Consider the following 20,481-nt stretch of genomic DNA (forward strand, 5'->3'; position numbering starts at 1 on the left):
TGTTCGCGGGTTCACGCCGACAGTTTCGCCTCGGGCTGCCATGGAAACGGATAACCGCGTATCCTTGCGTATGGATCGATCTGCGAAAGGATCTGAGGGGTATGGGCTGGCCAAGCGTGGGGGTTGAAACTTTGGATTGGCGCGACTCGTGGCGTACGTACGAGGCCGCCGTCGTCCCTGCCATCGCTGGATTGGAGGTCGAGTCCTCGCTCGACCCCGGGACGGCCGCCCGCGTCGGCGCCGCGCAACAGTCGATCACCGCGTTCGACGCGGAGATGACCGAGCAGTTCGGACCCCTCGAATTGGGCACCATCGACACCGTCCTCCTGCGTTCGGAGGCGTCGTCGTCGTCACAGATCGAGCACCTCACGGCATCGGCCAAGCAACTCGCGCTCGCCGAACTCGGCGTGTCGAAGAGTGTCAACGCGCGGCTCGTCCGCGCCAACGTCGCCGCCATGGAAAGCGCCGTCACCACTGGGGAGTTCAGCACCGAGACCGTCGTGGCCATGCAGCGCGACCTCCTCGGCGAGACCGGGTTGCACGTCGGCGTCCGTCACGAACAGGTCTGGATCGGAACGTCCGGGTCAAGCCCGATCGGCGCCGCCTTCGTTCCGCCCCACCACGATCGCGTCCAGGCGAACCTGACCGACCTGTGGCAGTTCCTGACCCAGGACGCCCGCCTCCCCCTCGCCCACGTGGCCGTGGGCCATGCCCAGTTCGAAACGATCCACCCCTTCGTCGACGGGAACGGGCGGGTGGGTCGAGCGATCGTGCACAGCTACCTGCGCCAGCGACGCCTCACCAGCCACGTGACCGTGCCGATCTCCGCAGGACTACTCGCAGACACGGCCGGCTACGTGCGCGCGCTCACCGCGTACCGAAGCGGTGACCCCTTACCGATCGTGGGCGAGTTCGCGCGAGCTGCGCTCGACGCCGCTGCCGTCGGTCGTGAACTTCTTGCCGAGCTCCGAGACATCAGGGGGACATGGGAAGAGCGGCTCGCTGCACGGCGCGACTCGGTCGCGTGGCGCATCGCCGACCAACTCGTCGGCCATCCCGCGGTCACGGCCGAACTTGCCGCCACGCGCAACGGCGTGTCCGCGGCGGCGACACGCAATGCCATCGCCGCGCTCGTGGATGCGGGCATTCTGGTCAAGGCATCCGTCGGACGCCGCAACCAGGTCTGGGTGGCCGAGGAGATCACCTCGTGCTACGACCGCCTCGCCGTGCTCATGGGCCGCCGTCAGGCTTGGTGACCGCGTAGCATCGCGCTGACGCCCGACCCAGCCAAGGAGGTCCCGCATGGTGAAGCTGCCGGATGTGTCGAAGGGCAAGGCCCTGCTGGCCACCCTCGCCACGATCATCACGCCGAAGGTGATGGAGCTTCTGCAGGATCCGGCACGCGCCGAGCAGGCGAAGCAGTTGCTGGAGCGACTCGCGGCCGCCACAAAGCCGCGGACGGCCGACGCGCGGCTCGCTGCCAAGATCGCCGCCGTTCGTGCCCACGTTGACATGTTGGAGCCGGGTGATGTCGGGTACGCCCAGCGCGACTCCCTGCGTGCGCAGCTGAGCGGGTTGGAGAAGAAGCGCTCCTTGGTCATGGGTGCCTACACCGGACGCGAGCGGTCACGGCAGCTCAAGGGGATCTCCAAGCAGGTCGACGACGTTCTCGCTCAGTTGCTGCAGGCCGCGGACGGGACGTCCCATCCGTCGTAGGGTCGCCTGCGGGTGGCAGGCGGCACCCCAGATGCCCATTGTGCGCCCAGGGAACTCGGTGCGGCCGCCGCCGGCCTATCCAGCCTTGCCCGAGTTCGCGCTGAAGAACGGACGGAGATGCTCCCGCAGAGCGGGATCGCAGACGTACACGAAGGTGCCCCGCATGCCGCGCGTGAGCAGGACGGCATAGATGTTCGTGATGTACGTCAACAGGTCGTCGTCGGTGACCTGGCGCCCCAGCTTGGGGTTGTTCTCCTTGCCCTTCTTGTCGTGGTAGTTCGCACGGTCGACCACGATGCGTGCGGACGCCTCGTCGTAGCGGAGGTCCGGCCCGATGATGACGCCCGCGTAGTTGAGGTCATAGCCCTGCACGGTGTGGATGGAGCCGACCTCGAGCACGGACCCGGGCGCGTTGATCCAGTCCTTGTCGGTGGCGTTCCAGCGCAGCGCCAACCTGTCGACGGTGATGTCGAACGCGCCCTTGTCGGACTTGCTCACCCAAGGCCACGCGAAACCGGCGACCAGCCGAGCGAGCCCGACCTCGGCGTCCAAACGCAACAGCTCGGCGCGCATGTCCGCCGGGTCATCGAAGAAGCGCAGGTCGTACCCATCGAAGGAACGTGGCTCGGGCGGGAGAGCGCTGAGGGCTCGACGAACGTAGTCGATGTAGTCCGCGCCACCGGCGACGCGCATCTGGGAGAGGAGGGGGTAGTACCGCCCCTGGCTCTTGGCCTCCCCGATGACCGCGTCGACCGTCTCCTTGGCCAGGTCGGCCGGACGGACTGACTGCAGAGGGTCGAACAGCAGCACCTGCACGCGGCTGCGAGCGACGATCCAGTCCAGTTGGGTCTTGGCGGGGTCGTCGGCGTGGAAGAGCCTCTCGTTGATCCGTCGGAAGTCCTCGTTCCGGACGCCCGAGGACTGGTTGGCCCTCAGGTTGAGCCGGTGTGCCTCGTCCACGATGAGCACGTCGTAGACGTGCTCGCTCTTCCCCACGTCGAACGGGGTGAGCACCATGTCCGCGCTGAGGCCCGGCGTTGACCTGAAGACCTTCTTGATCGAGTCCCGGAGCGACTGCTGAGGCACGACCAATCCGATCCGGACGCCGTCGAGGAGCTCAGCATGCCCCTCGGTGAAGAATTCGGAGAACATCGAGTCCGCGTCCGGCTCGTCACTCGGATTCAATTGCCGAATGTCCTGGAGCAGCTTCATCAGGTAGATCGCCACGATGGTCTTGCCGGTGCCCGGGTCGCCCTGGACGACGGCGCTGCCACCGGTGCCCTGCTCCAGGTCCTCGAAGAGTCCCTCGACGATGTCCAGCACCGCGATGGCCTGATCGTGGGTCAGCGCCTTGTACGGCGACAGCTTGAACAAGTCGCTGTTCTCTATCTCCCGGATCGTCCGGGTGAACAGGCCCTTGTCCTTGAGCGCGTCGAAGATGGCATCGAAGGTGGCCTGGTAGGTCTGTCGGTCGTAGTAGTCGGCGTTCGTGATGCCCTCGTTGCGGTTGAGCACCTGATAGGTCCCATCGCCGGCGAGCAGCTTGATCAAGGTCGACTCGAGGTCCAGACAAACGGACTTGTTGAACGTTTCGTCCAACACCACCCGGAGGAGGTTCAACCGCTTCTTGGACGGCGAGTCGGCATGACTTCTCATCCGTGAGGCCAAGTTGAGTGTCTCGCCGACGTAGACCTCCTGGTCGCCGTTCAGGACGTAGACGACCGGCCAGTTCGTGTACTGCCGGTCAAGGCTTGCCCACCTCGGTGGCTGGCCCGGTACGAAGTCGAGCTCGTCAATCCTGAAGGTCGCCATACTTCGTGCTCCGGCCGCGGGCCTTTTCGGTGGGGTACTTCTGGCGTGTCACAGCCAGCTTGTCAAGGACGATGCGCCCGGGATCAAGGTCGAGCCTGTCGGCGAGCAAGTAGCAGTAGGTCAGGACGTCAGCCAGTTCTTCGGTGACCTTGGCTGGGTCGGCATCCGGGTTCCACTGGAAGCACTCCAACAGTTCCGCCGCCTCGATCGAGATGCTCTTCGCCAAGTTCTCCGGCGTGTGAAATTGAGCCCAGTCGCGCTCGGCGACCATGCCACGCAGGGCGTCTGTCACCGCATCAGGTCCGCTCATGTCGTCCACAAGCGCAGGCTACCCAAGGTCGACGGGGCGTGCCGCGGGATGAACCCGTGCCGATCGAAAGCGACCCTGTCAACGAGTTGCCTCGAGAATTGTCAGCGGCGCCGGCGGAGGCCGACGAGGTGCTCGTCGAGGGCGCGCGCGTGCTGACCCCGGACCACCGCGCCGTCCTGGCCGTCAACGAGCGGCTGCGGTACGGACCACTCAAGGCCGGCTACCACGGCGGGGCCGCCCCGGCCGAGGTAGTCGTGCCGGTCGCGGTGCTCGCGCCAGGCACGGTGTCCCACGACCTCGTGGCCGCGCCGGTGGCCGAGCCGGTCTGGTGGGACCTGACGAACGCGGCGTCTCCTCCGGGGGCGGAGGCCTCGGTCAGCCTCGCGCCCGTCACTCCCCCGGCCGCCCAGCCGGACCTGTTCACCGAGCCCGCACCCGCGGCGTCCGGCGGGGTCGGTCAGGCGCTGCTGGCCAGCGAGACGTTCCGCGCGCAGAAGAAGCTGGTCGGACGCCTCGCCGTCACCGACGAGTCCGTCGCGAAGCTGGTCGACGGGTTGGTGTCCGCCGCCGACCGACGGCTGTCCTCGACGCGCGTGGCCCTGCTGCTGGGCGTGCCGGTCAACCGCGTGCCGATGGTGATGAGCCAGGTCGCGAAGCTGCTGAACGTCGAGGGCTACCCCGTCGTGTCGTCCGACCCGACCACCCAAGCGGTGTCATTGGATGCCGTCTTGCTCACGGAGCAGTACGGCGTCGGCCTGTGAGGTCAGGCCTGCCGCATCGTGCGTCACGCTTGGCGGAGCACCCCGTCCATCCCGTCAACCAGTCTCTCGGCCGCCTTCATCAGGTCACCGGCACGCGTCGCCGTCATCACGGCAGCCGAGTACTGGGCCTCAGTCTTGGCGTTGATCAGCCGAGACAGGTGCGGCGCAAGGCTCTGGCCCGGCTGAGTGGACCGAAGCAGATCCACCGCCTCCGCGTGGCTCACGCCAGCTGCGCGTTTCCCGAGCACCGCGCCACAGATGGCATCGCTGGCCGCGATGCCTGCCAGCACCGCGAGCGAAGCGATGGTGCTCGCGATCTGCGGGATGTCGTAGTCCTCTCCGAACTCGCTGACGAGGTCGGCTGCCTGCAGGAACGAGTGCGCCTGCTGCGCGCGGACATTCGCTTCGCTGCGCGTCATCGGGCGGGTGCGTGGAGCCATCACCGGGACCCTCCCAACAGTCGCTTGATCTCGATGCCGGTCAAGGTGCGCGCATCCGCGCGGAGTGACTGGGCGAACGGGTCACCCTGTGCCACCAGCCGGTCGAGCTCGTCCCTGCTCACCGGGAACAGCTGTGCCCGGTTTCCCGTCAGCTTGCGAACCTGCTCGGCGACCTCATCGAGAATGTCGGCAGCCTGCTCCGGTGACACCCCGGGCTCCCACACGACCAGGATGTCGATGTCCGACCCCGGCCCCGCCTCCCGGCGGGCGAAGGAGCCGAAGAGCGCTGTGCCCGCCGCGCGATCACGAAGAGCGGAATCGAGGATCTCGGCAACCCGCTCCTCCGTGGTCGCCGGGGCCGCGAGGATCTGCTCGAGCGGCGGCCACAGCACATGGGCACGGTTGAGGGTGTAGGCGTTCGCAGCGCCCACGGACTGTACGTCCAGCAGCCCGATGTCGACGAGTTCACGCAGGATTCGCTGGGTCGTCCGAAGCGATGCCACCCCGCTCAGCTGGTGGATGCGCCGGCCCGAGGCCGGTTCCGCGAGCACCGCGAGCCGGTGCAGGATCCGCGCCCGGTTCTCACCGAGGACGGCGTACTCCGGATGACTCAGGTCCATGGCTGCCCTCCTCCGCGGCACGGTGACTACATTCGTGGATCATGTGACTACCCTACAGCATCAAGTGACCCCCGATTCACATCACCGACCCCTCCACGGCGACCCACGTCCAGCGCAAGAGAGAGCCTTGCCGCGGATGACGGTCCCTTCCCTCACCAGCTTCTTGAGGAAGACGCGGGGTGACACGCCCACCCTGCCGCCGAGGGAGCCGGTCACGGCGTCCGCGAGGGTGCCGACGTAGGCGTCGTCGACGACAGTGCGGACGCGCGCCCGCGTCCACTACGCGCTGACCGTCGGCGAGGCCGAGCTGACCGAGGTGGAGCGCAACGCCGCGCGCGGGGCGTCCGCCCTCGACGCGATCGACCTCGATCTCACCGACTGATGAGCGGTCTCAACTGATGGCGGGCTTCGACCTGCTCCACCCCGTCGTGCAGCACCACGTCGTCAACACATTGGGGTGGAGTTCCCTGCGCCCGCTCCAAGATGCGGCGATCGAGCCGCTGCTCGCCGGGTCGGACGCGCTGCTGCTCGCCCCCACCGCCGGCGGCAAGACCGAGGCCGCCCTGTTCCCCGTGCTGAGCCGGATGGCCGCCGAGGACTGGCCCGGCACGTCGGTCCTCTACGTGTGCCCCCTCCGGGCGCTGCTGAACAACCCCGAAAGCCACGTCGACTCGTATGCGGCTTGGCTGGGCAGAAGGGCGGCGGTTCGCCACGGGGACACGTCACAGGGCGTGCGGCGACGGCAGTTGGTCGAGAGGCCGGACGTCTTGTTGACGACGCCGGAGTCGATCGAGTCGATCCTCGTGTCGGCCCGGGTGGATCTCCGCCACGGTCGGCAACGCCGCGGAGCTCATGGGGTGGCTCCAGGGCAGCAACCGCGCCGCCGGGCTGCCCGGGGTGGTCGTGGCACCTGCGACGCCCGGCGCCGCCGTCCGGCCGGAGATCGACGTCGATTACGTGGGCTCGCTGGGCAACGCGGCCACGGTGATCTCGCGCCTGCACCGCGGCGAGAAGCGCCTGGTGTTCGCGGATTCGCGCCGGTCGGTGGAGCAGGTGGGGGTACACCTCGGGGAGCGGGGCGTCGAGACGTTCGTCTCCCACTCGAGCCTGTCGGCGGCGGAGCGGCGGCGGTCGGAGGCCGCGTTCGCCGAGGCCCGGGACTGCGTGATCGTGGCGACCTCCACCCTGGAGCTGGGCGACGTCGGCGACCTGGACCGGGTGCTGCAGATCGGGTCGCCCTCGACGGTGGCCTCGTTCCTGCAGCGGCTCGGACGGACGGGTCGGCGTCCGGGGTCGGTGCGCAACGCCACCTTCCTGACGATCGACGACGACGAACTGCTCCGGGCGCTCGCGATGCTGCTGCTGTGGTCACAGGGGTACGTCGAGTCGATCACGCCCCCACCCGAGCCCGCCCACATCGCGGCCCAGCAGGTCCTGGCGCTCGCGCTGCAGGAGGGACGCATCGGCGAGGCGACGTGGCCCGAGTGGCTCGGCGGGTTGCCGCTGGCGTCCGCGGACGACTGGGCGCGCATCGTGGCGACGCTCCGCGAGCGCGGGGTGCTGGACGCCGACTCGGGGATGCTGTTCGTCGGCCCCGAGGCCGAGCGGCGGTACGGTCACCGGCACTTCATGGAGGTCATGTCGGTCTTCACCTCCGACCCGCAGGTGACGGTCCTGCACGGCCGGGCGGAGATCGGCACGGTCGACCCGATGGTCCTGGTCGCCAAGGTGACGGGACCGCGCCGCCTGGCCCTGGCCGGGCGCGCGTGGACGGTGGTGTCGGTCGACTGGTCCCGTCGGATCGCGCACGTGGAGCCCGCAGAGGGGACGGGGCTCGCTCGGTGGGTGGGGTCGTCGGCGCCCCTCAGCCGGCCGTTGGTGGACGCCATGCGCCGCGTCCTGCTGGGTGCGGAGCCGGTGGGCGTCGACCTCTCCTCGCGGGCGGTGGACCGGCTGGCCGCACTGCGGGACGCGTGGGCCGAGCGGGTCGATCCGGCTCGGACGGTGGTGCTCCACACCGCGGACGGGACGCGCTGGTGGACGTGGGCCGGCGGCCGCGCCAACGCCGTGCTGCACGCGGCCCTGGCCGACGTCGCCCCGGAGGTGCTGTCGCCGGACGCCACCTCCGACAACCGCTCCGTGGCCGTGCGTGCCGACGCCTCCGCGCCCGAGCTGGGGCGCGCGCTGGACGAGGCGCGCTCCCGGTTCGGGGACGACCTCGCCGGCGTCTCGCCCGAGGTCACCTCGCGCGCGATCCAGGACCTGAAGTTCGGGGACCTGCTGCCCGACGACCTGGCCATCCGCACGCTCGCAACGCGGCTCGCCGACCCGATCGGAGCAGCCCTGACGCTCGACCTGCCGCGCGTGGAGCGGTTCTCCTCGGACTGAGGCGGGTCGGCGCGCGAATCGCCCGTAGGCTGCCCCGTACCTGACGCGAAGGAGCTTGAGGTGGGTTCATCCGTCCAGCCGGTCTTCACCACGGCGTCCGAACGGGACGTCTGGCAGAAGGTGACAAGACAGCTCGGACCCGAGTGCACGGTCGTGCCCAACCTGCACATCGCCGACGAGTACAAGGACCACGAGGTGGATCTGCTCGTCCTCATGCCCGGCTCCGGGATCGTGATCGTCGAGGTCAAGGGCAGTCACGTGTGGGTGGAGGACGGCGAGTGGTTCATCCAGCGGGAGAACCGTGAGCGGATCTACCCCGTCGATCAGGCCCGCGATGCGCAGTACGCGCTACGCAAGTACGTCGAGGCCGACCCGCGCTGGGGCAGCCGGACACGCGTCCGGTGGAACCACCACGTCGTGCTTGCCCGCACCGAACTGGATGGCGGCTTCGCCATGCCGGACCTCCCCCGGTGGCAGGTCAGCGGCCAGAACGACCTGGACGCGATCGGCGTCCGCCTCTGGGACACCACCGAACTCCACCAGAAGGACGCGCGTCCGCCCACACACGACGACGTGAACGTGATCCTCGACATCCTGCAGGGCCGCTTCATGCCGGCACGCGACACCATCGCGCTCGCCGAGGACCGCGAGGAACGCGTCCAGCGACTCACCGCCGAACAGGCCCAGCTGCTCAAGGTCACGCGGCTGCTCAACCGCGTCGAGATCCGCGGCGCGGCGGGCAGCGGCAAGACGGTCCTCGCCATGCAGCAGGCCAGCGACCTGGCGTCCGGCCGCCTGCTCGGCGAACGCAGGAGCGTGGCCGTGGTCTGCTACTCCTACGGGCTGGGCACCTACCTCGAGCGCTCGCTGATGGTGGGGTCGCGCGGCAAGCGTCCGCGGTTCGTCGGCACCTTCGAGGACCTCGGCCGGCGCTGGGGCATCACCGACTTCGGCGGACGCGACGACTCTGACTTCTGGGAGGTCGAACTCCCCCGCCAGATGGCCGAGAAGGCGGCCCAGCTGACGCCGGAGCAGAAGTTCGACGCCATCATCGTCGACGAGGCCCAGGACTTCGCCGACGACTGGTGGCTCCCCCTGCTCGGCGCGCTGCGCGACGAGGAGACGAGTGGCCTGTATGCCTACAGCGACGAGCGGCAGCGCGTGTTCGCCCGCTTCGGGCGTCCGCCGGTCCAGTTGGTCCCGCTCGTGCTGGACCACAACCTGCGCAACACCCGCCAGATCGCCGAGACCTTCGTGCCGCTGGCGCCGACCGGCATGGAGATCCGCGGCGAGGACGGCCCCGAGGTCACCTTCGTGGCCTGCGCCACCGAGGACGCCCTCGACGTGGCCGACGACCGGGTGGAGGCGCTGTTCGACGAGGGGTGGTCCGCCGCCGACATTGCTCTCATCACCCTCGGGCAACGCCACCCCGTCCAAGCCGAACGACAGGAGACCCTCGGCCAGAAGGACTACTGGAAGCAGTTCTGGGAATCCGACGACATCTTCTACGGGCACATCCTGGGCTTCAAGGGCATGGAACGCCGTGCGGTCGTGCTGTGCGTGAACGAGTCCGGACGCCGTGACCGCGCGTCCGAACGGCTGTACGTCGGACTTTCACGCGCGACCGATCGCCTGATCGTCGTGGGCGATCCGGACGTCGTCCGGCGGATGGGCGGCGACGAGGTCTGTGCGCGCTTGGCGAGCAGCCAGCAAGGCACCCCGACTGTCGTCCACTGAAACCGTGCGTGCCGCCCGACTTTCGGGCTGAGTGCTACAGCGCGGTGACGGCGGCACGGGCATCGCCCGACGCGCCCTGCCGGACGCTCACCCCCAGTTTGGTGAGCATGTTCTGCATGGGATCGCCCATGTGCCGGGCGACGACGGCGGTGACCGCGTTGTCCATGACGAAGCGCGCCACGCGCGCGTGGTGGCTGCCCTCGGCGCCTTGGTCGTGGGAGATGTTCCAGTCGACGGTCTGGGTACGCCACGAGGTGATGGCCCCGTTCTCGACGGTGGCGAGGGCAACGGTGCGGGTCTTGCCCCAGCTGTGGCCGACCTGCCCGTCGTCGGAGACGGGGATGCAGACGATCTGTGTGTTCATTTCTTCCCTTCGGGTGGAGGATCGTGCGGGCGCCGCCGATCCAAGTTCCTCGGCGGACGGTCCCCCAGCTTCTCGCTCGTCTTGTGTTCAAGGGTGCCGCATTCAAATGCCATGGGTGCGTGGAGCCGGCAGGGCTCCGGGTTTCGTCCGTCGCCTTGCCGGCTCGTCACGTCATCATCGGCTCTCGGTGCTGCCCTATCGGCCGGCGCCGCGCCCCCAGCCCTGGCCCGCGCGGCCGCGTCCGTTCTCCACACCGGTGCCGTCCTTGACGCCGAAGGCGCCGCCGGAGGCCGCGTTGGTGAACGCCTCCAGGTGGTTCTCCGAGCCTGCCGTGAGCCGTTCGTAGACGACCTTCACGTCGGCGGGCAGGTCACCCTCGGCGAGAGCTTCCTTCAGGTCGGCGATGTCGGTCTCCTCGATGGTGACCCCAACCTTGTACGCCTCGATGAGGGACACATCAGCCTGGGCGATCAACTGGTCATACATCTCCTGCAGCTGGGGATCGGCGTAGACGCCGGGCTGCATGCCCGCGGACGGGTCGGTCAGCGAGTAGCGCTCCAGGAGCACGGCCACCGCGTCCTGGTGCTTCTGCTCGGCGCGGGCGATGTTGGTGAAAGGACGCGCCACGTCGTACTTGTCGGCGATGTAGGTGTAGACGTCCTCGGCGAGACGTTCCTCCTGGACCATGAAGACCAGGTCGGCTCTCACCTCCTCACTGATGGTGGACGCCGCGGCTGGCAGGTTGGCGCCGGGGCTCCAGCCAGCGGCGCCGGGGCCGGCGGCGTAGGCGGCACTGGCCGCGAACCCGAAGGTGCCGAGGACGGCGGTGCCGGCCAGAGCGGCGAAGGTGGTTCTCGTGCGGTTCATCAGAGTGCTCCTGGTCTCGAGGGGGACGGTGCGTCCCTGTGTCGAGATCCATCAAACGCTGCCCGGATTAAGGTCCCAGGCGCCGAGTCGTGAAGCTTCCATGACACCCGCCACGTTGTCTGGGAGGAGCCTGTGCAAGGGCCATGAGTGGGTCTATGAGGTCCCATCAGGCCGTCTGTCGACTTCCCATATACGGTCAGACAATTTCTGATGCATGGGGTCCGAAAGGCTCGCCCGTGTCGGTGAAGCAGGTGGCGAAGGTGGTCCACGTCATTGGCATCCTCATGGCGCGGGTACGAACGCCGCACGGACTCAGCCCTCGATCGGGAGCCTCACGGTGAACACCGTCCGCCACGGCCTCGACTCGACCGTGATCGTGCCCCCATGCTCCTGCGTCACGATGCGCCACGCCATGTCGAGGCCGAGGCCGGTGCCCTTGCCTTGAGGCTTGGTCGTGAAGAACGGCTCGAAGATGCGGTGGAGGGCGTAGGAGGCGAGCTCCACCTGCTCGCGGAGGCGTTCTCCCCAGCGTGTGGCGCGTTCGAGTTCACCGTGGCGCAGCGGTCCGTACTTGCCGGACACCACGAAACCCTCGCCCGGCCCCAAGGGGCGATAGCCCTTCGCCTGCAGTGCCTTCGCGATCGCGGGAGCCGCCTTGCCGAACGGCCCTCGCACCTCGGTGTCGAACGCGGCGCAGGGCACCGTGCCGGGAGCCAACGACTCCAGCCACGCCTGCATGGACGGCTGGGACAGGTCGGGCGCCGGAGCCCCGGGCCCGGGATGTTCGGCGATGTCCGCGAGCGTCCGCTCCGAGGGCATGTGGAAGGCCACCACCGGTGCCCCCGCCACGATCAGGTCCGCGCCCGCCAAGGCGTCCGGTGTCGCCTGCGCCGTCGACAGCGCCTCAGCTCCGTCCCCGATGCCCTTCGCGATAGCCTTCGCGATCGCAGCCGTGTTGCCCCACAGTGACTCGTAGACCACAACAGCCTTCACGGTGTCACGCTCCCTTAACGACGTCTTCACTCATGGTAGGCCCGGCGGGCGCTTCCGTCGGGGCGTAGATGACCCGGATCACCCCTGTCGGGAACATCCGAGCCCGGTCGCGACAAATCTGGGAGTCGCCGGTGCCACTCAGGCCCTGTGGAGGGCTGCCCAGACCGATTGGGCCGCACCCGACAGGGAGGCGGGCAGCAGCGCGGCCTTGTCGTTGGGATGAGTTCCGGCCCCCCTTCCCCCGACGAACACGAGGGGGTGACCGGGCTCGTCGGCCAGCAGGTCGACGACCTCGCTCGCTGCTGCGGCGTCCTGCGGTGTCGGGACTGTGAGCACGACGGCCTGCGGCTGGACGACCCGGGCGGCGTGCAGCCAGCTGTCCCGCGGGACGTCCGGACCGAGGTAGCGCACGTCGAGCCCCCGGCGGCGCAGCGAGGTGGCGAACGCGGCTGCCCCCAGTTGGTGCTCCGCCCCGGCGGGCAGGCCCACGAGGACCACGGGCGCGCCCCGGTGCGCGCCGGCCGCCTCGAAGCGCTGGCCGAGGCGTCGCAGGATGGCCGCTGAGACGAAGTGCTCCCCCGCCACGTCGATGCCGCCGTCCACCCAGGCCGCCCCGAGGTGGTGCAGGGCCGGGAACAGTTGGGTCTCGACGACGTGCTCGAACCCACCCCGGGCGAAGAGGTCATCCAACAGGTGATCGAGGAACGTGCTGTCCAGCGTCTGCGCCGCACGCACGAGCCCGCGCCCGACATCGGGGTCACCCACCACGTCACCCACGGGATCCCCAATCCCCAGATCACGACCGTCGGGGACGACCGACGCATCCGACCCAGCTCGGGACCGCTCGCTCGCGACCTGGTGGGCCGCGATGGACGCGGGCGCTCCCTGCGCGACGAGGTCCGCCATGCGCTGCAAGCGCGCCAGGTCCTGGTCGTCGTAGAGGCGGTAGCGCGATTCGGTCCGGTCCGGCTCGACCACCCCGTAGCGCCGCTCCCAGGTGCGAAGGGTGGCCGCGGGCACGCCGGTGATGGTGGCGACCTGCCTCACCGAGTACGTCCGCATCACACCCCTTCCGTCCAACGCGCCCTCACCAGGACGGGCGGTGTCCCGCCCATCATGCGACACGAGACCGGCGAGGCGGCCCCAAGGACGCCTCGCCGGTCTTCCATCGCCCCATGCTTCAGGTCAGTTGCACCAAGGGTAGACGAACAGGCTGTTGTCGCCGGCCCGGTGGTCGGCCAGGACGACCGACAGCGGGATCGGGTTCGGGACACCGGAGATGTCGGCGCCACTGCGCACCGTGACACCCACGGCGACGGCGGTCTCGATCGGCAGGCCGCCCTTGGCGACGGCGGAGAAGAGGCCCCTCTCCTTGAGCTCGGTCATGCCCGCGCGCATGCAGTCGGTGTCGGGGCGAGGGCCGCTCTCGGCGGCGGAAGCGGGGCTGGCGGCGAGCGCGGTGGTCAGGGCCATCGCGGCCAGGGTGATCACGGCCTTCTTCATGGTGGTCCTCCTCAGGTTGTTGGGGGCCGGCGCGGCCCTCTGCATCAACTGTGACCCAGTTGAACAACCTTTGTCAAGGGTATGGATAGGGTTTGCGTAACCTTCGCCGAACCTTGTTCACCGTCCGGATCGACCGCCTCCACCGGCCCGCTGGAGGCGTCCGCCGAGTCGATCGACAGCCAGGACGGCGAGAGCACGCGTGACCTCGAACATCTCGCTCAGGCTCACCTGCTCACGCGGGGCGTGCGCCAAGCGGACGTCCCCGGGGCCGTAGTGCAACGTCGGGATCCCCCCGATGCCCACGTACAGGCGCAGGTCCGAGCCGTAGGGAGCGGCCCCCAGGTCAGGACGGCGTCCCTGCGTGAGCGCCACGGCGTCCGCCATCTCGCCGATCAGCGGGTGGTCGTCGGCGAGGCGTCCGGGAGCGAACTGTCCCCCTGTCCAAGCGACGGTTGCGGGGTTGTCCCTCAGCCAAGGGTCGCGCCGGCAGGCGTCCGCGACCGCCTCCTCGAACTGGCGACGAGCGTCATAGGGGTCGGCGTCGATCGGGACGCCGAGGCGTCCCTCGGCGACCAGCAGGTCGGGCACGGAGCTGGCCCAGTCGCCGGCGCGGATCTTGCCGACCGAGATGCCGTAGGGCAGCGGATTCCCGGCATAGAGCACGTTCGGGTTCGCGTTGATCCGCTGCTCGAGCTCCCGCAGCGCGGCGTGGATCGGCCAGAACGCCTCGAACGCCGATACTCCCTCGTAGCGCGTCGAGCCGTGCGCAGCGCGTCCGGGAACGCGGATCTCGAACGTGAGCGCGCCCGCGTTGGCGACCACGATCCGCCCGCTGGTGGGCTCGGTGATCACGCAGGCCTCGCCGGTGTGTCCGCGCTTCATGGTGGCGAACGCGCCGAGGCCGCCGTCCTCCTCGCTGACCACCTGGTGCAGCGCGAACCGCTTCTCGAACGTCACCCCCGAGGTCGCCAGCGCCTTCGCGACCGCCATGTTCGCCACCACCCCCGCCTTCATGTCGCACGCACCGCGTCCGTGCAGCACGTCGCCGACGATCTCACCGCTGAACGGCTCCGCGTCCCACTTGCCGAGATCGCCGGTCGGCACCACGTCGACGTGGCCCTGCAGGACGAAGCCGATGTCGCCCTCGCCGGGCGTGACGCCGACCAGGCCGTAGCCCTCGCTGCGCTCCGCCTCGACGCCCGGGTAGTCGGGGTCGGCCTCCAGTTCGGCGAGGTCGAGCTTCCAGAGGTCGACGTCCAGGCCGAACTCCTCGAAGTCGCGCGCCATCCGGTTCTGCAGCTCCGACTCGGCGTCGGTGCCGGTGACGCTGGGGACCGTGACCATCTCCTGCAGGCGGGACACCATCCACGCCTCGTCGATCGCCTCCAGCACCTCTCGGTGCGCTCGGTTCAGTTCACGGTCGGTCATGTCACTCCTCACGCAGCCGGTTCGCCACTCCCGCGCCACTTTGCCACGGGTTCTGGGGTGCACGTTGGAGTGTCGGACCGCGACGCCGGATCCGGGTCAGGACCCCCGCACCGGCGTGAAGGCAGCCAACTCAGCGCCCGCGAGGGCGATCCGCTCGGCGAGGGATGCTGACGGACGGGGTCCGTCCCACTCGTCGGCCGTCACGTACAGGCAACTCGGCAACACGATCGCCCGCTGGTAGCCCAGCATCGGGCGCACGGCTTGGTCGAGGACCAACGTGTGCCGCTGGGTCCCGCCCGTCGCGGCGATGGTCACCGGGACCGAACGCAGCGCGTCCACGGGGAGGACGTCGAGGAACGACTTCAGCAGCCCCGAGAACGACGCGTTGATCGTCGGTGTCACGACCACCAGCGCGTCCGCCGCGTGAACGGACGCCACGGCCGCGGCGAGCGCCGGCGTCCGCTCACCGCCCAGCAGGGTCGCGGTGACGTCCAACGCGATGCGACGCAGCTCCACGTGTTCGACGGAACCTACTCGCCCGGCCGACCCCAGCGCCGCGAGCGCGGACTCCCCCAGCAGCCCCGCCAGACGCGCCGTGCTGGACGCCGGGGCGTGGCCTGCGCTGATGAGGACGATGCGCGCCGCCGCGGCCTCGTGGACCACGGCCACCGGAGGGATCACCGCGGCCAACGACGAGGTCACGACCGTCCCCGCTCGTCCCGGCGCTGCCGCGGCGTGGCCAGCACCCAGCGAGCCACGACGTCCAGGGCGAAGCCGATGGTGCCGATCACGATGATCAGCGCGGTGATGTGGTGGAACGCGAGTTGGTCCTTGGCGTTGAGCACCGCGTACCCCAGGCCCGACGTGACGCCGAGCATCTCCGCCGGGACGAGCACGACCCACCCCAGCCCGAGCGCCAGCCGCAGCCCCGCGAGCACGTTCGGCCGGATCGCCGGGACCACCACATGGCGGACGACCTCCCACCCGGTGGCGCCGAGGTTCCGGGCCACCTGCCGGTGGGCCGGCCGGACGCCACGGACCCCGTCCGCCGTCGCGGTCAGGATCGGCCACACCGCGGCCGCGGCGACGAGCGCCACGACGGGGAGGGTCCCGACGCCGAAGGCGATGATCGCCACCGGCGCCCAGGACAGCGGCGACACCATCTTCAGGAACAGCTGGACCGGACGCGTCGCGCTCTCCAGCCAGGCGAGCTGCCCGAGCGCCACTCCCCCGGCGACGCCGAGGACGAACGCCACACCCAGCCCGGCCAACAGCCGGAACACCGACGCGGCTGCGGCGTCCACCAAGGTGCCGGACGCCGCGAGCTCGGCCAGCCCGCGCACCGCGAGCGTCGGGGAGAACCCGGCGACCAGGGGGCGCGAGGCGAACGCGACGTCGGTGAGGAGCCACCAGACGCCGGTCGCCCCCAGGATCCCCGCGAGCGGGAGCCACCAGGCATTCGCGGCGGACGGCAGGCCGAACCGTCCCGGGCGAGGGCGGGCCAAGGGCAGGTCAAGGGTCGTGGCGCTCATGCGATCTGCTCCTGACGTGGGTTGATGGGGATGTTGGCGGCAGTGAGCGAGGTCCGGACGAACCGGTCGTCGACCAGCTCGGCGTGCACGCGGGCTGGGTCCATGGCGAGGAACGAGGTGTCCCCGTCGATGGCGGTGCCGCGCAGCAGCTCGACCAGCGACGCGGTGTAGCCGGCCTGCGGGAACGCGCTGAAGCCGAGCCGCTCGGGACGCCAGTCCGGGTGCCGGTTGACGGCGGCGTACGCCTCCGACGTCCGGGTGAAGACCTTGCTGATCGCCGGTTCGGGCTGGGGCAGGTACCCCGCGGTCGACAGCAGCGGACCGGCCCCGGCGCGGTTCGCGTCCAGCCAGGCCTGCGCCGCGACGACGCCGTCGGTCAGCGCCTGCACCGCGCGCGGGCGGGTCTCGACCAGGTCCTCGCGAACCGTGATCGCGCAGCAGGCGTGGTCGTGCCACACGTCCCCGAGGAACCGGTGGACGTGACCCGCGCCCTTCGCCTCGGCGACGGCGCTGAACGGGTCGGCGACGGTGAACCCGGCGATCGCCCCGGACGCCAGCGCCGGGACCATGTCGGCGGGCGCCATGACGACGAGCTCGACGGTCCCCGACGAGGCGGGGCGACCGAGCACCGGGCGCAGCCCCACCTCGGCCAGGATCCGCTGCACCAGAACCGAGTGCACCGACCACCAGGCGGGGACGGCGAGCTTGGCGCCCGAGAGCTCCTCGGTCCGGGTGATGTGGTTCGCGACGGTGAGGGTCGAGCCGTTCGTGTGGCCCCACGCGACGACCTTGAGCGGCACCTTCAGCCCGAGGCGGAGCTGGAGGGCGAACGGCATGAGCAGGTGGACGGCGTCCACCTCGCCGACGACGAGCGCCTGGGCGAGGGCGTCCCACGAGCGGAACAGGACGGGCTTGGCGGACGGCAGCCCCGCGGCGGCGAGGAACCCGCGCTCGTGGGCGACGAGCAGGGCCGAGGCGTCCGTGATGGGCAGATAGCCGATGCGGACCTCGCGGTCCAGCGCCGGGGTGAGCGCGGCGACGGCGGGTTCGGCGGCCAGCCACGCACCGCGTCCGGCCAGGGCGGTGAGGCCGACGGCGGCGCCGGCGCGCCCGGCGGTCCGGAGGACGGTGCGGCGGGTGAGGTCAGCCACGGCGGCCTCCGATCGGCGCGAAGCCCGAGAACTCCTCGTCGCCCTCTTCGAGGGAGCCGTCCGCGTCGTAACCCCGGCGCAGCACGGGCCGCAACGGGTGGACGAGCGCGGCCGTGGCGTCCGCGGCCGGACGATCGTTGGACCACGTGTGGCGGAGGCGTCCGTGCCTGTCGACGAGCACGATCGTGTCGCCCACGACGAGCGCCTCGTCGAGGTCGTGCGTGACCAGCACGGTGGTGAGCCCGCGCTGGGTCGCGGTCCGGCGGAGCCAGACCTGCAGCTCGTTGCGGGTCGCCGGGTCCAGCGCGCTGAAGGGCTCGTCGAGCAGCAGCAGGTCGGGGTCGATGGCGAGGGCGCGGGCCAGCGACGCCCGCTGGGCCTGTCCCCCGGACACCTCGTCCGGATAGCGGTCGACGACCCCGACCAGGCCGAGCAGGTCAACCAGGTCGTCCACCCGCGCCGGGCCGGACGCGCTGCGCGACCGGTTGGCCGCGAACCGCAACCCGAGCGCGATGTTCTCGCCGACGGTCAGCCAGCCGAACAGCTCCGGATCCTGGGTGACGACCCCCTCGACCACCGGGGCGGAGGTCCCGGACTCGGGGTCGATGTCGCGGCCGTCGAACGAGACCGTGCCGCGCAGCGGGGCGATCTCGCGGGTCAGCACGCGCAGCAGGGTCGACTTGCCCGCGCCCGACGGGCCGAGGACGACGAGCTGTCGTCCCCGGACCACGTCGAGCGTCAGGCCGGTCAGGACCGCACGTCCGCCGTAGCCGGCGTCGACGTCGGTCAGGCGAGCGAGGAGAGTTCCCACCGCAGGTGTCCTTCCGAGGGTGACTGGACGGGGAGGAAGGCCGCCTCGCGGAACCGCCGGTTGGCGGCGTTGGCGGCGAGGTAGCCGCGGCCCCCCGCGAGGGTGAGCTCGAGGCGCGTGACGCGCTGGGCCAGGTGGCTGGCGTCCAGCCGCACCTGCAGGAAGTCCCGCACGGGCGGGGAGGCGACGTCGGACGCCAGGGCCTGCCAGCGGTCGAGGAACTCCGCGATGTCGGCCCCCAGCTCGCGCGCGTCAGCGCCGAAGATGGCGTTGTCGGCCCGGTCCAGGGCCTGCTCGATCTCGCCCCAGCTACGGCGGATGAGACCCGCCGCGAACGAGGTCTGCAGGATGAGGAAGGACGGCTTCACGGCGTGGACGAACGCGCGCAGGTCGGTGCTCACCACCTGGTCCGCCGGGACGTGCACCCGGTCGAGCTTGAGCGTCCCGGACGCCGTGGCGTCAAGGGCGAGAAGCCCGGTGATGTGGCGGGCCGACAGGCCCGGGGTGCCGTGGCGGACCCAGACGACGATGCCGTCGTCGCCACCGCTCCCCTGGCCGGTGGTGGCCGGCAACACCAGCACGGCACCCTCGGTGAGGTTGCTGATCCACGCGACGAAGCCGTCGAGGAACCAGCCGCCCCGGCCGTCCGGGGTGGCGTCGATGCCCAGCTCGCCGACGCCGGCGTCCGCCTTGAGGGCCTGCGCCATGCCGGTCGCGCCGACGACCTCGCCCGCACGGAGCTGCGCGAGAGCCGCGACGTTGGCGTCCGTGCGGGGCGCTCGGGCGAGGTAGCCCTCGACGACCCGGTGGGCCCAGACCGCGAACGCGGTCGGGAGGCACTCCTCAGCCAGCGCGGCGATGGTGTCGGCGGACGCCCGGACGTCGCGGGCCTCGGGGCGCCCGGCGAGGAGGTCCTCGACACCCTGGTCGAGCAGTCCCGCGGCGGCGAGCGCCGGGATGTGCGCGATGGCGGGGGCGCCGGCGTCCACCGAGGCCGCGGCAGCGGCGACCTCGCGGGCCACGGCGTCCAGCGCGGGAGCGGTCGTGGTGGCGGTCATCGGCTGAACCCAGCGAGCGGCACTTGGACGTTCACCAGCGCGTGCAGGCGGTCGACCGGGGTGCTGACCACGTCGCGCGCGTGCTTGATGGCCGCCTCGTCCGGGCCGTTGTAGAAGCAGAGGCACTTGGCCATGTCCTCGCGGACGTAGGTGCGCAGGAACTCCACCTCAGGGACGTTCGCGTACAACGGGGTCTTGGCCGCCTTGCGGCTGAGGTAGGTGTCCATGTCGATGTGGGCGGGGATGTCCCACTCGACGAGGTAGCCGGCCTCGGGCTGGGCGGCCTTGATCTCATCGAGCTCGGCGCCGACGAGGCGTACCTTGGCGGGGTCGGAGACCTCGGCGGCCTCCAGGCCCTCGGTCGCCTCGGTGACCTGCCCGGAGTGCTCGGCCTCGATGATCGCGAAGATGCGCGCGCCGCCCTCGGCGATCTGCGCCTCGATGAGCTGGCCACCGGCGTTGCGGACGCGGTCGTCGAGCCGGGCGAGGGTGTTGAGGGCGGTGCCGGCGTCCTGGGCGGTGGGGACGACCTCGACGAGGAACAGCGTGGACATGGCTTCTCCTTGGGTGTGGTGCAGGGTTGCGGGGAGGTGGGTGCGTGCCCGTGTCAGGGCGCGCAGAACCGGACGCCTGGGTGGCGCCGGCAATCCGGGGAGGGGTGCGCGCGAGGACCCGCCCGTCAGGGCGCGGTCACGTCAGCGCAAAAAGGGGATTGAGCGACGCGTCAGGCGTCACAACAGCCGCAGGAACGCTTCATCGCGGCGAGACCGATGCTCGCGGCGGACAGGGCCAGGGTCGCGTTGCGCGACTCGGAAACCTGCATCATGGAAGTGTCCTCACGTGGGGCCGGGCAGTTCCCCGGGCCGTGCAGTGAAGTTAAGACGATGATGAAGGATCACGCAACTTCCTGTCCCAAGGACCGGGACGGCGGGACCCCAACTCACCCGGAGCGTGCTGCATTTTGTTTCGGCGAAGTACCCCCATGATGAC

23 protein-coding genes and 1 pseudogene are annotated in these 20,481 nt (G+C 70.3%); 7 read left to right on the forward strand and 17 right to left on the reverse strand.

Annotated elements, in window-relative coordinates; genetic code table 11:
• Positions 1-101: 101 nt before the first annotated feature.
• On the forward strand, positions 102-1,256 hold the full coding sequence (locus tag AC5YDV_RS02115) for a Fic family protein (protein WP_496182034.1): 1,155 nt from the start codon (positions 102-104) through the stop codon (positions 1,254-1,256).
• A 46-nt stretch (positions 1,257-1,302) separates the two neighbouring features.
• Positions 1,303-1,716 (forward strand): hypothetical protein, encoded by a 414-nt coding sequence (locus AC5YDV_RS02120; protein ID WP_131168522.1) that lies wholly within the window; start codon positions 1,303-1,305, stop codon positions 1,714-1,716.
• A gap of 75 nt (positions 1,717-1,791) precedes the next feature.
• Here the strand turns inward: AC5YDV_RS02120 and AC5YDV_RS02125 are convergent, their stop codons facing one another.
• Positions 1,792-3,528 (reverse strand): DNA/RNA helicase domain-containing protein, encoded by a 1,737-nt coding sequence (locus AC5YDV_RS02125; RefSeq protein WP_496182033.1) that lies wholly within the window; start codon positions 3,526-3,528, stop codon positions 1,792-1,794.
• Positions 3,509-3,838 (reverse strand): nucleotide pyrophosphohydrolase, encoded by a 330-nt coding sequence (locus AC5YDV_RS02130; protein ID WP_496182069.1) that lies wholly within the window; start codon positions 3,836-3,838, stop codon positions 3,509-3,511. The genes AC5YDV_RS02125 and AC5YDV_RS02130 overlap by 20 nt, the downstream gene beginning before the upstream one ends.
• 56 nt (positions 3,839-3,894) lie before the next feature.
• Between AC5YDV_RS02130 and AC5YDV_RS02135 the strand changes: the two genes are divergently transcribed.
• Complete coding sequence (locus AC5YDV_RS02135) at positions 3,895-4,599, forward strand: hypothetical protein (RefSeq protein WP_496182032.1); 705 nt, start codon at positions 3,895-3,897, stop codon at positions 4,597-4,599.
• Positions 4,600-4,622: 23 nt separating this feature from the next.
• Here AC5YDV_RS02135 and AC5YDV_RS02140 read toward each other — a convergent pair whose 3' ends face one another.
• The 3 genes from AC5YDV_RS02140 to AC5YDV_RS02150 form a co-directional block, all read right to left on the reverse strand.
• Positions 4,623-5,039 (reverse strand): hypothetical protein, encoded by a 417-nt coding sequence (locus AC5YDV_RS02140; protein WP_496182031.1) that lies wholly within the window; start codon positions 5,037-5,039, stop codon positions 4,623-4,625.
• A complete protein-coding gene (locus AC5YDV_RS02145; RefSeq protein ID WP_496182030.1) occupies positions 5,039-5,659 on the reverse strand; it encodes a nucleotidyltransferase family protein in 621 nt (206 codons plus the stop codon). The genes AC5YDV_RS02140 and AC5YDV_RS02145 overlap by 1 nt, the downstream gene beginning before the upstream one ends.
• Before the next feature lie 81 nt (positions 5,660-5,740).
• Positions 5,741-5,875 carry a hypothetical protein gene (locus tag AC5YDV_RS02150; protein WP_496182029.1) on the reverse strand — a complete coding sequence of 45 codons (135 nt, stop codon included), beginning with the start codon at positions 5,873-5,875 and terminating at the stop codon, positions 5,741-5,743.
• A 40-nt stretch (positions 5,876-5,915) separates the two neighbouring features.
• Here AC5YDV_RS02150 and AC5YDV_RS02155 point away from each other — a divergent pair, with 40 nt between their 5' ends.
• From AC5YDV_RS02155 to AC5YDV_RS02170, 4 genes and pseudogenes are all read left to right on the forward strand, one after another.
• Positions 5,916-6,041, forward strand: coding sequence for a hypothetical protein (locus AC5YDV_RS02155; RefSeq protein WP_496182028.1), 126 nt, complete (start codon positions 5,916-5,918; stop codon positions 6,039-6,041).
• A 16-nt stretch (positions 6,042-6,057) separates the two neighbouring features.
• Positions 6,058-6,411, forward strand: a pseudogene (locus AC5YDV_RS02160) (DEAD/DEAH box helicase); the annotation flags it as partial.
• A gap of 100 nt (positions 6,412-6,511) precedes the next feature.
• Positions 6,512-8,047 carry a helicase-related protein gene (locus AC5YDV_RS02165; RefSeq protein ID WP_496182027.1) on the forward strand — a complete coding sequence of 512 codons (1,536 nt, stop codon included), beginning with the start codon at positions 6,512-6,514 and terminating at the stop codon, positions 8,045-8,047.
• A 60-nt stretch (positions 8,048-8,107) separates the two neighbouring features.
• Complete coding sequence (locus AC5YDV_RS02170; protein ID WP_496182026.1) at positions 8,108-9,784, forward strand: nuclease-related domain-containing DEAD/DEAH box helicase; 1,677 nt, start codon at positions 8,108-8,110, stop codon at positions 9,782-9,784.
• Between the two features lie 34 nt (positions 9,785-9,818).
• Here the strand turns inward: AC5YDV_RS02170 and AC5YDV_RS02175 are convergent, their stop codons facing one another.
• The 12 genes from AC5YDV_RS02175 to AC5YDV_RS02230 all read right to left on the reverse strand — a co-directional run bounded on the left by AC5YDV_RS02175 (position 9,819) and on the right by AC5YDV_RS02230 (position 20,045).
• Positions 9,819-10,148 carry a NifB/NifX family molybdenum-iron cluster-binding protein gene (locus tag AC5YDV_RS02175; protein WP_496182025.1) on the reverse strand — a complete coding sequence of 110 codons (330 nt, stop codon included), beginning with the start codon at positions 10,146-10,148 and terminating at the stop codon, positions 9,819-9,821.
• Between the two features lie 195 nt (positions 10,149-10,343).
• Entirely contained in the window at positions 10,344-11,015 is a 672-nt protein-coding gene (locus AC5YDV_RS02180) for a DUF2202 domain-containing protein (protein ID WP_496182024.1), read from the reverse strand.
• A gap of 312 nt (positions 11,016-11,327) precedes the next feature.
• A complete protein-coding gene (locus AC5YDV_RS02185; RefSeq protein ID WP_496182023.1) occupies positions 11,328-12,008 on the reverse strand; it encodes an ATP-binding protein in 681 nt (226 codons plus the stop codon).
• Positions 12,009-12,146: 138 nt separating this feature from the next.
• Positions 12,147-13,070, reverse strand: a complete 924-nt coding sequence (locus tag AC5YDV_RS02190; RefSeq protein WP_496182022.1) for a MerR family transcriptional regulator — start codon at positions 13,068-13,070, stop codon at positions 12,147-12,149.
• 123 nt (positions 13,071-13,193) lie between these two features.
• The gene (locus tag AC5YDV_RS02195; RefSeq protein ID WP_496182021.1) at positions 13,194-13,511 is read right to left on the reverse strand and encodes a hypothetical protein; all 318 of its coding nucleotides are present in this window, start codon (positions 13,509-13,511) and stop codon (positions 13,194-13,196) included.
• Between the two features lie 117 nt (positions 13,512-13,628).
• On the reverse strand, positions 13,629-14,939 hold the full coding sequence (locus tag AC5YDV_RS02200; protein WP_496182020.1) for an ArgE/DapE family deacylase: 1,311 nt from the start codon (positions 14,937-14,939) through the stop codon (positions 13,629-13,631).
• A 96-nt stretch (positions 14,940-15,035) separates the two neighbouring features.
• On the reverse strand, positions 15,036-15,641 hold the full coding sequence (locus tag AC5YDV_RS02205; protein WP_496182019.1) for an NAD(P)H-dependent oxidoreductase: 606 nt from the start codon (positions 15,639-15,641) through the stop codon (positions 15,036-15,038).
• The gene (locus AC5YDV_RS02210; protein ID WP_496182018.1) at positions 15,638-16,471 is read right to left on the reverse strand and encodes an ABC transporter permease; all 834 of its coding nucleotides are present in this window, start codon (positions 16,469-16,471) and stop codon (positions 15,638-15,640) included. Before AC5YDV_RS02210 ends, AC5YDV_RS02205 begins: the two co-directional genes overlap by 4 nt.
• Positions 16,468-17,622, reverse strand: a complete 1,155-nt coding sequence (locus AC5YDV_RS02215) for an ABC transporter substrate-binding protein (RefSeq protein ID WP_496182017.1) — start codon at positions 17,620-17,622, stop codon at positions 16,468-16,470. The genes AC5YDV_RS02210 and AC5YDV_RS02215 overlap by 4 nt, the downstream gene beginning before the upstream one ends.
• Complete coding sequence (locus tag AC5YDV_RS02220; RefSeq protein WP_496182016.1) at positions 17,615-18,433, reverse strand: ATP-binding cassette domain-containing protein; 819 nt, start codon at positions 18,431-18,433, stop codon at positions 17,615-17,617. Before AC5YDV_RS02220 ends, AC5YDV_RS02215 begins: the two co-directional genes overlap by 8 nt.
• Positions 18,409-19,491 carry an acyl-CoA dehydrogenase family protein gene (locus AC5YDV_RS02225; protein ID WP_496182015.1) on the reverse strand — a complete coding sequence of 361 codons (1,083 nt, stop codon included), beginning with the start codon at positions 19,489-19,491 and terminating at the stop codon, positions 18,409-18,411. The genes AC5YDV_RS02220 and AC5YDV_RS02225 overlap by 25 nt, the downstream gene beginning before the upstream one ends.
• Positions 19,488-20,045, reverse strand: a complete 558-nt coding sequence (locus tag AC5YDV_RS02230; RefSeq protein ID WP_496182014.1) for a DUF4242 domain-containing protein — start codon at positions 20,043-20,045, stop codon at positions 19,488-19,490. The genes AC5YDV_RS02225 and AC5YDV_RS02230 overlap by 4 nt, the downstream gene beginning before the upstream one ends.
• Between the last annotated feature and the right edge of the window lie 436 nt (positions 20,046-20,481).

It is taken from the genome of Propioniciclava sp. LT432, from assembly GCF_059515965.1.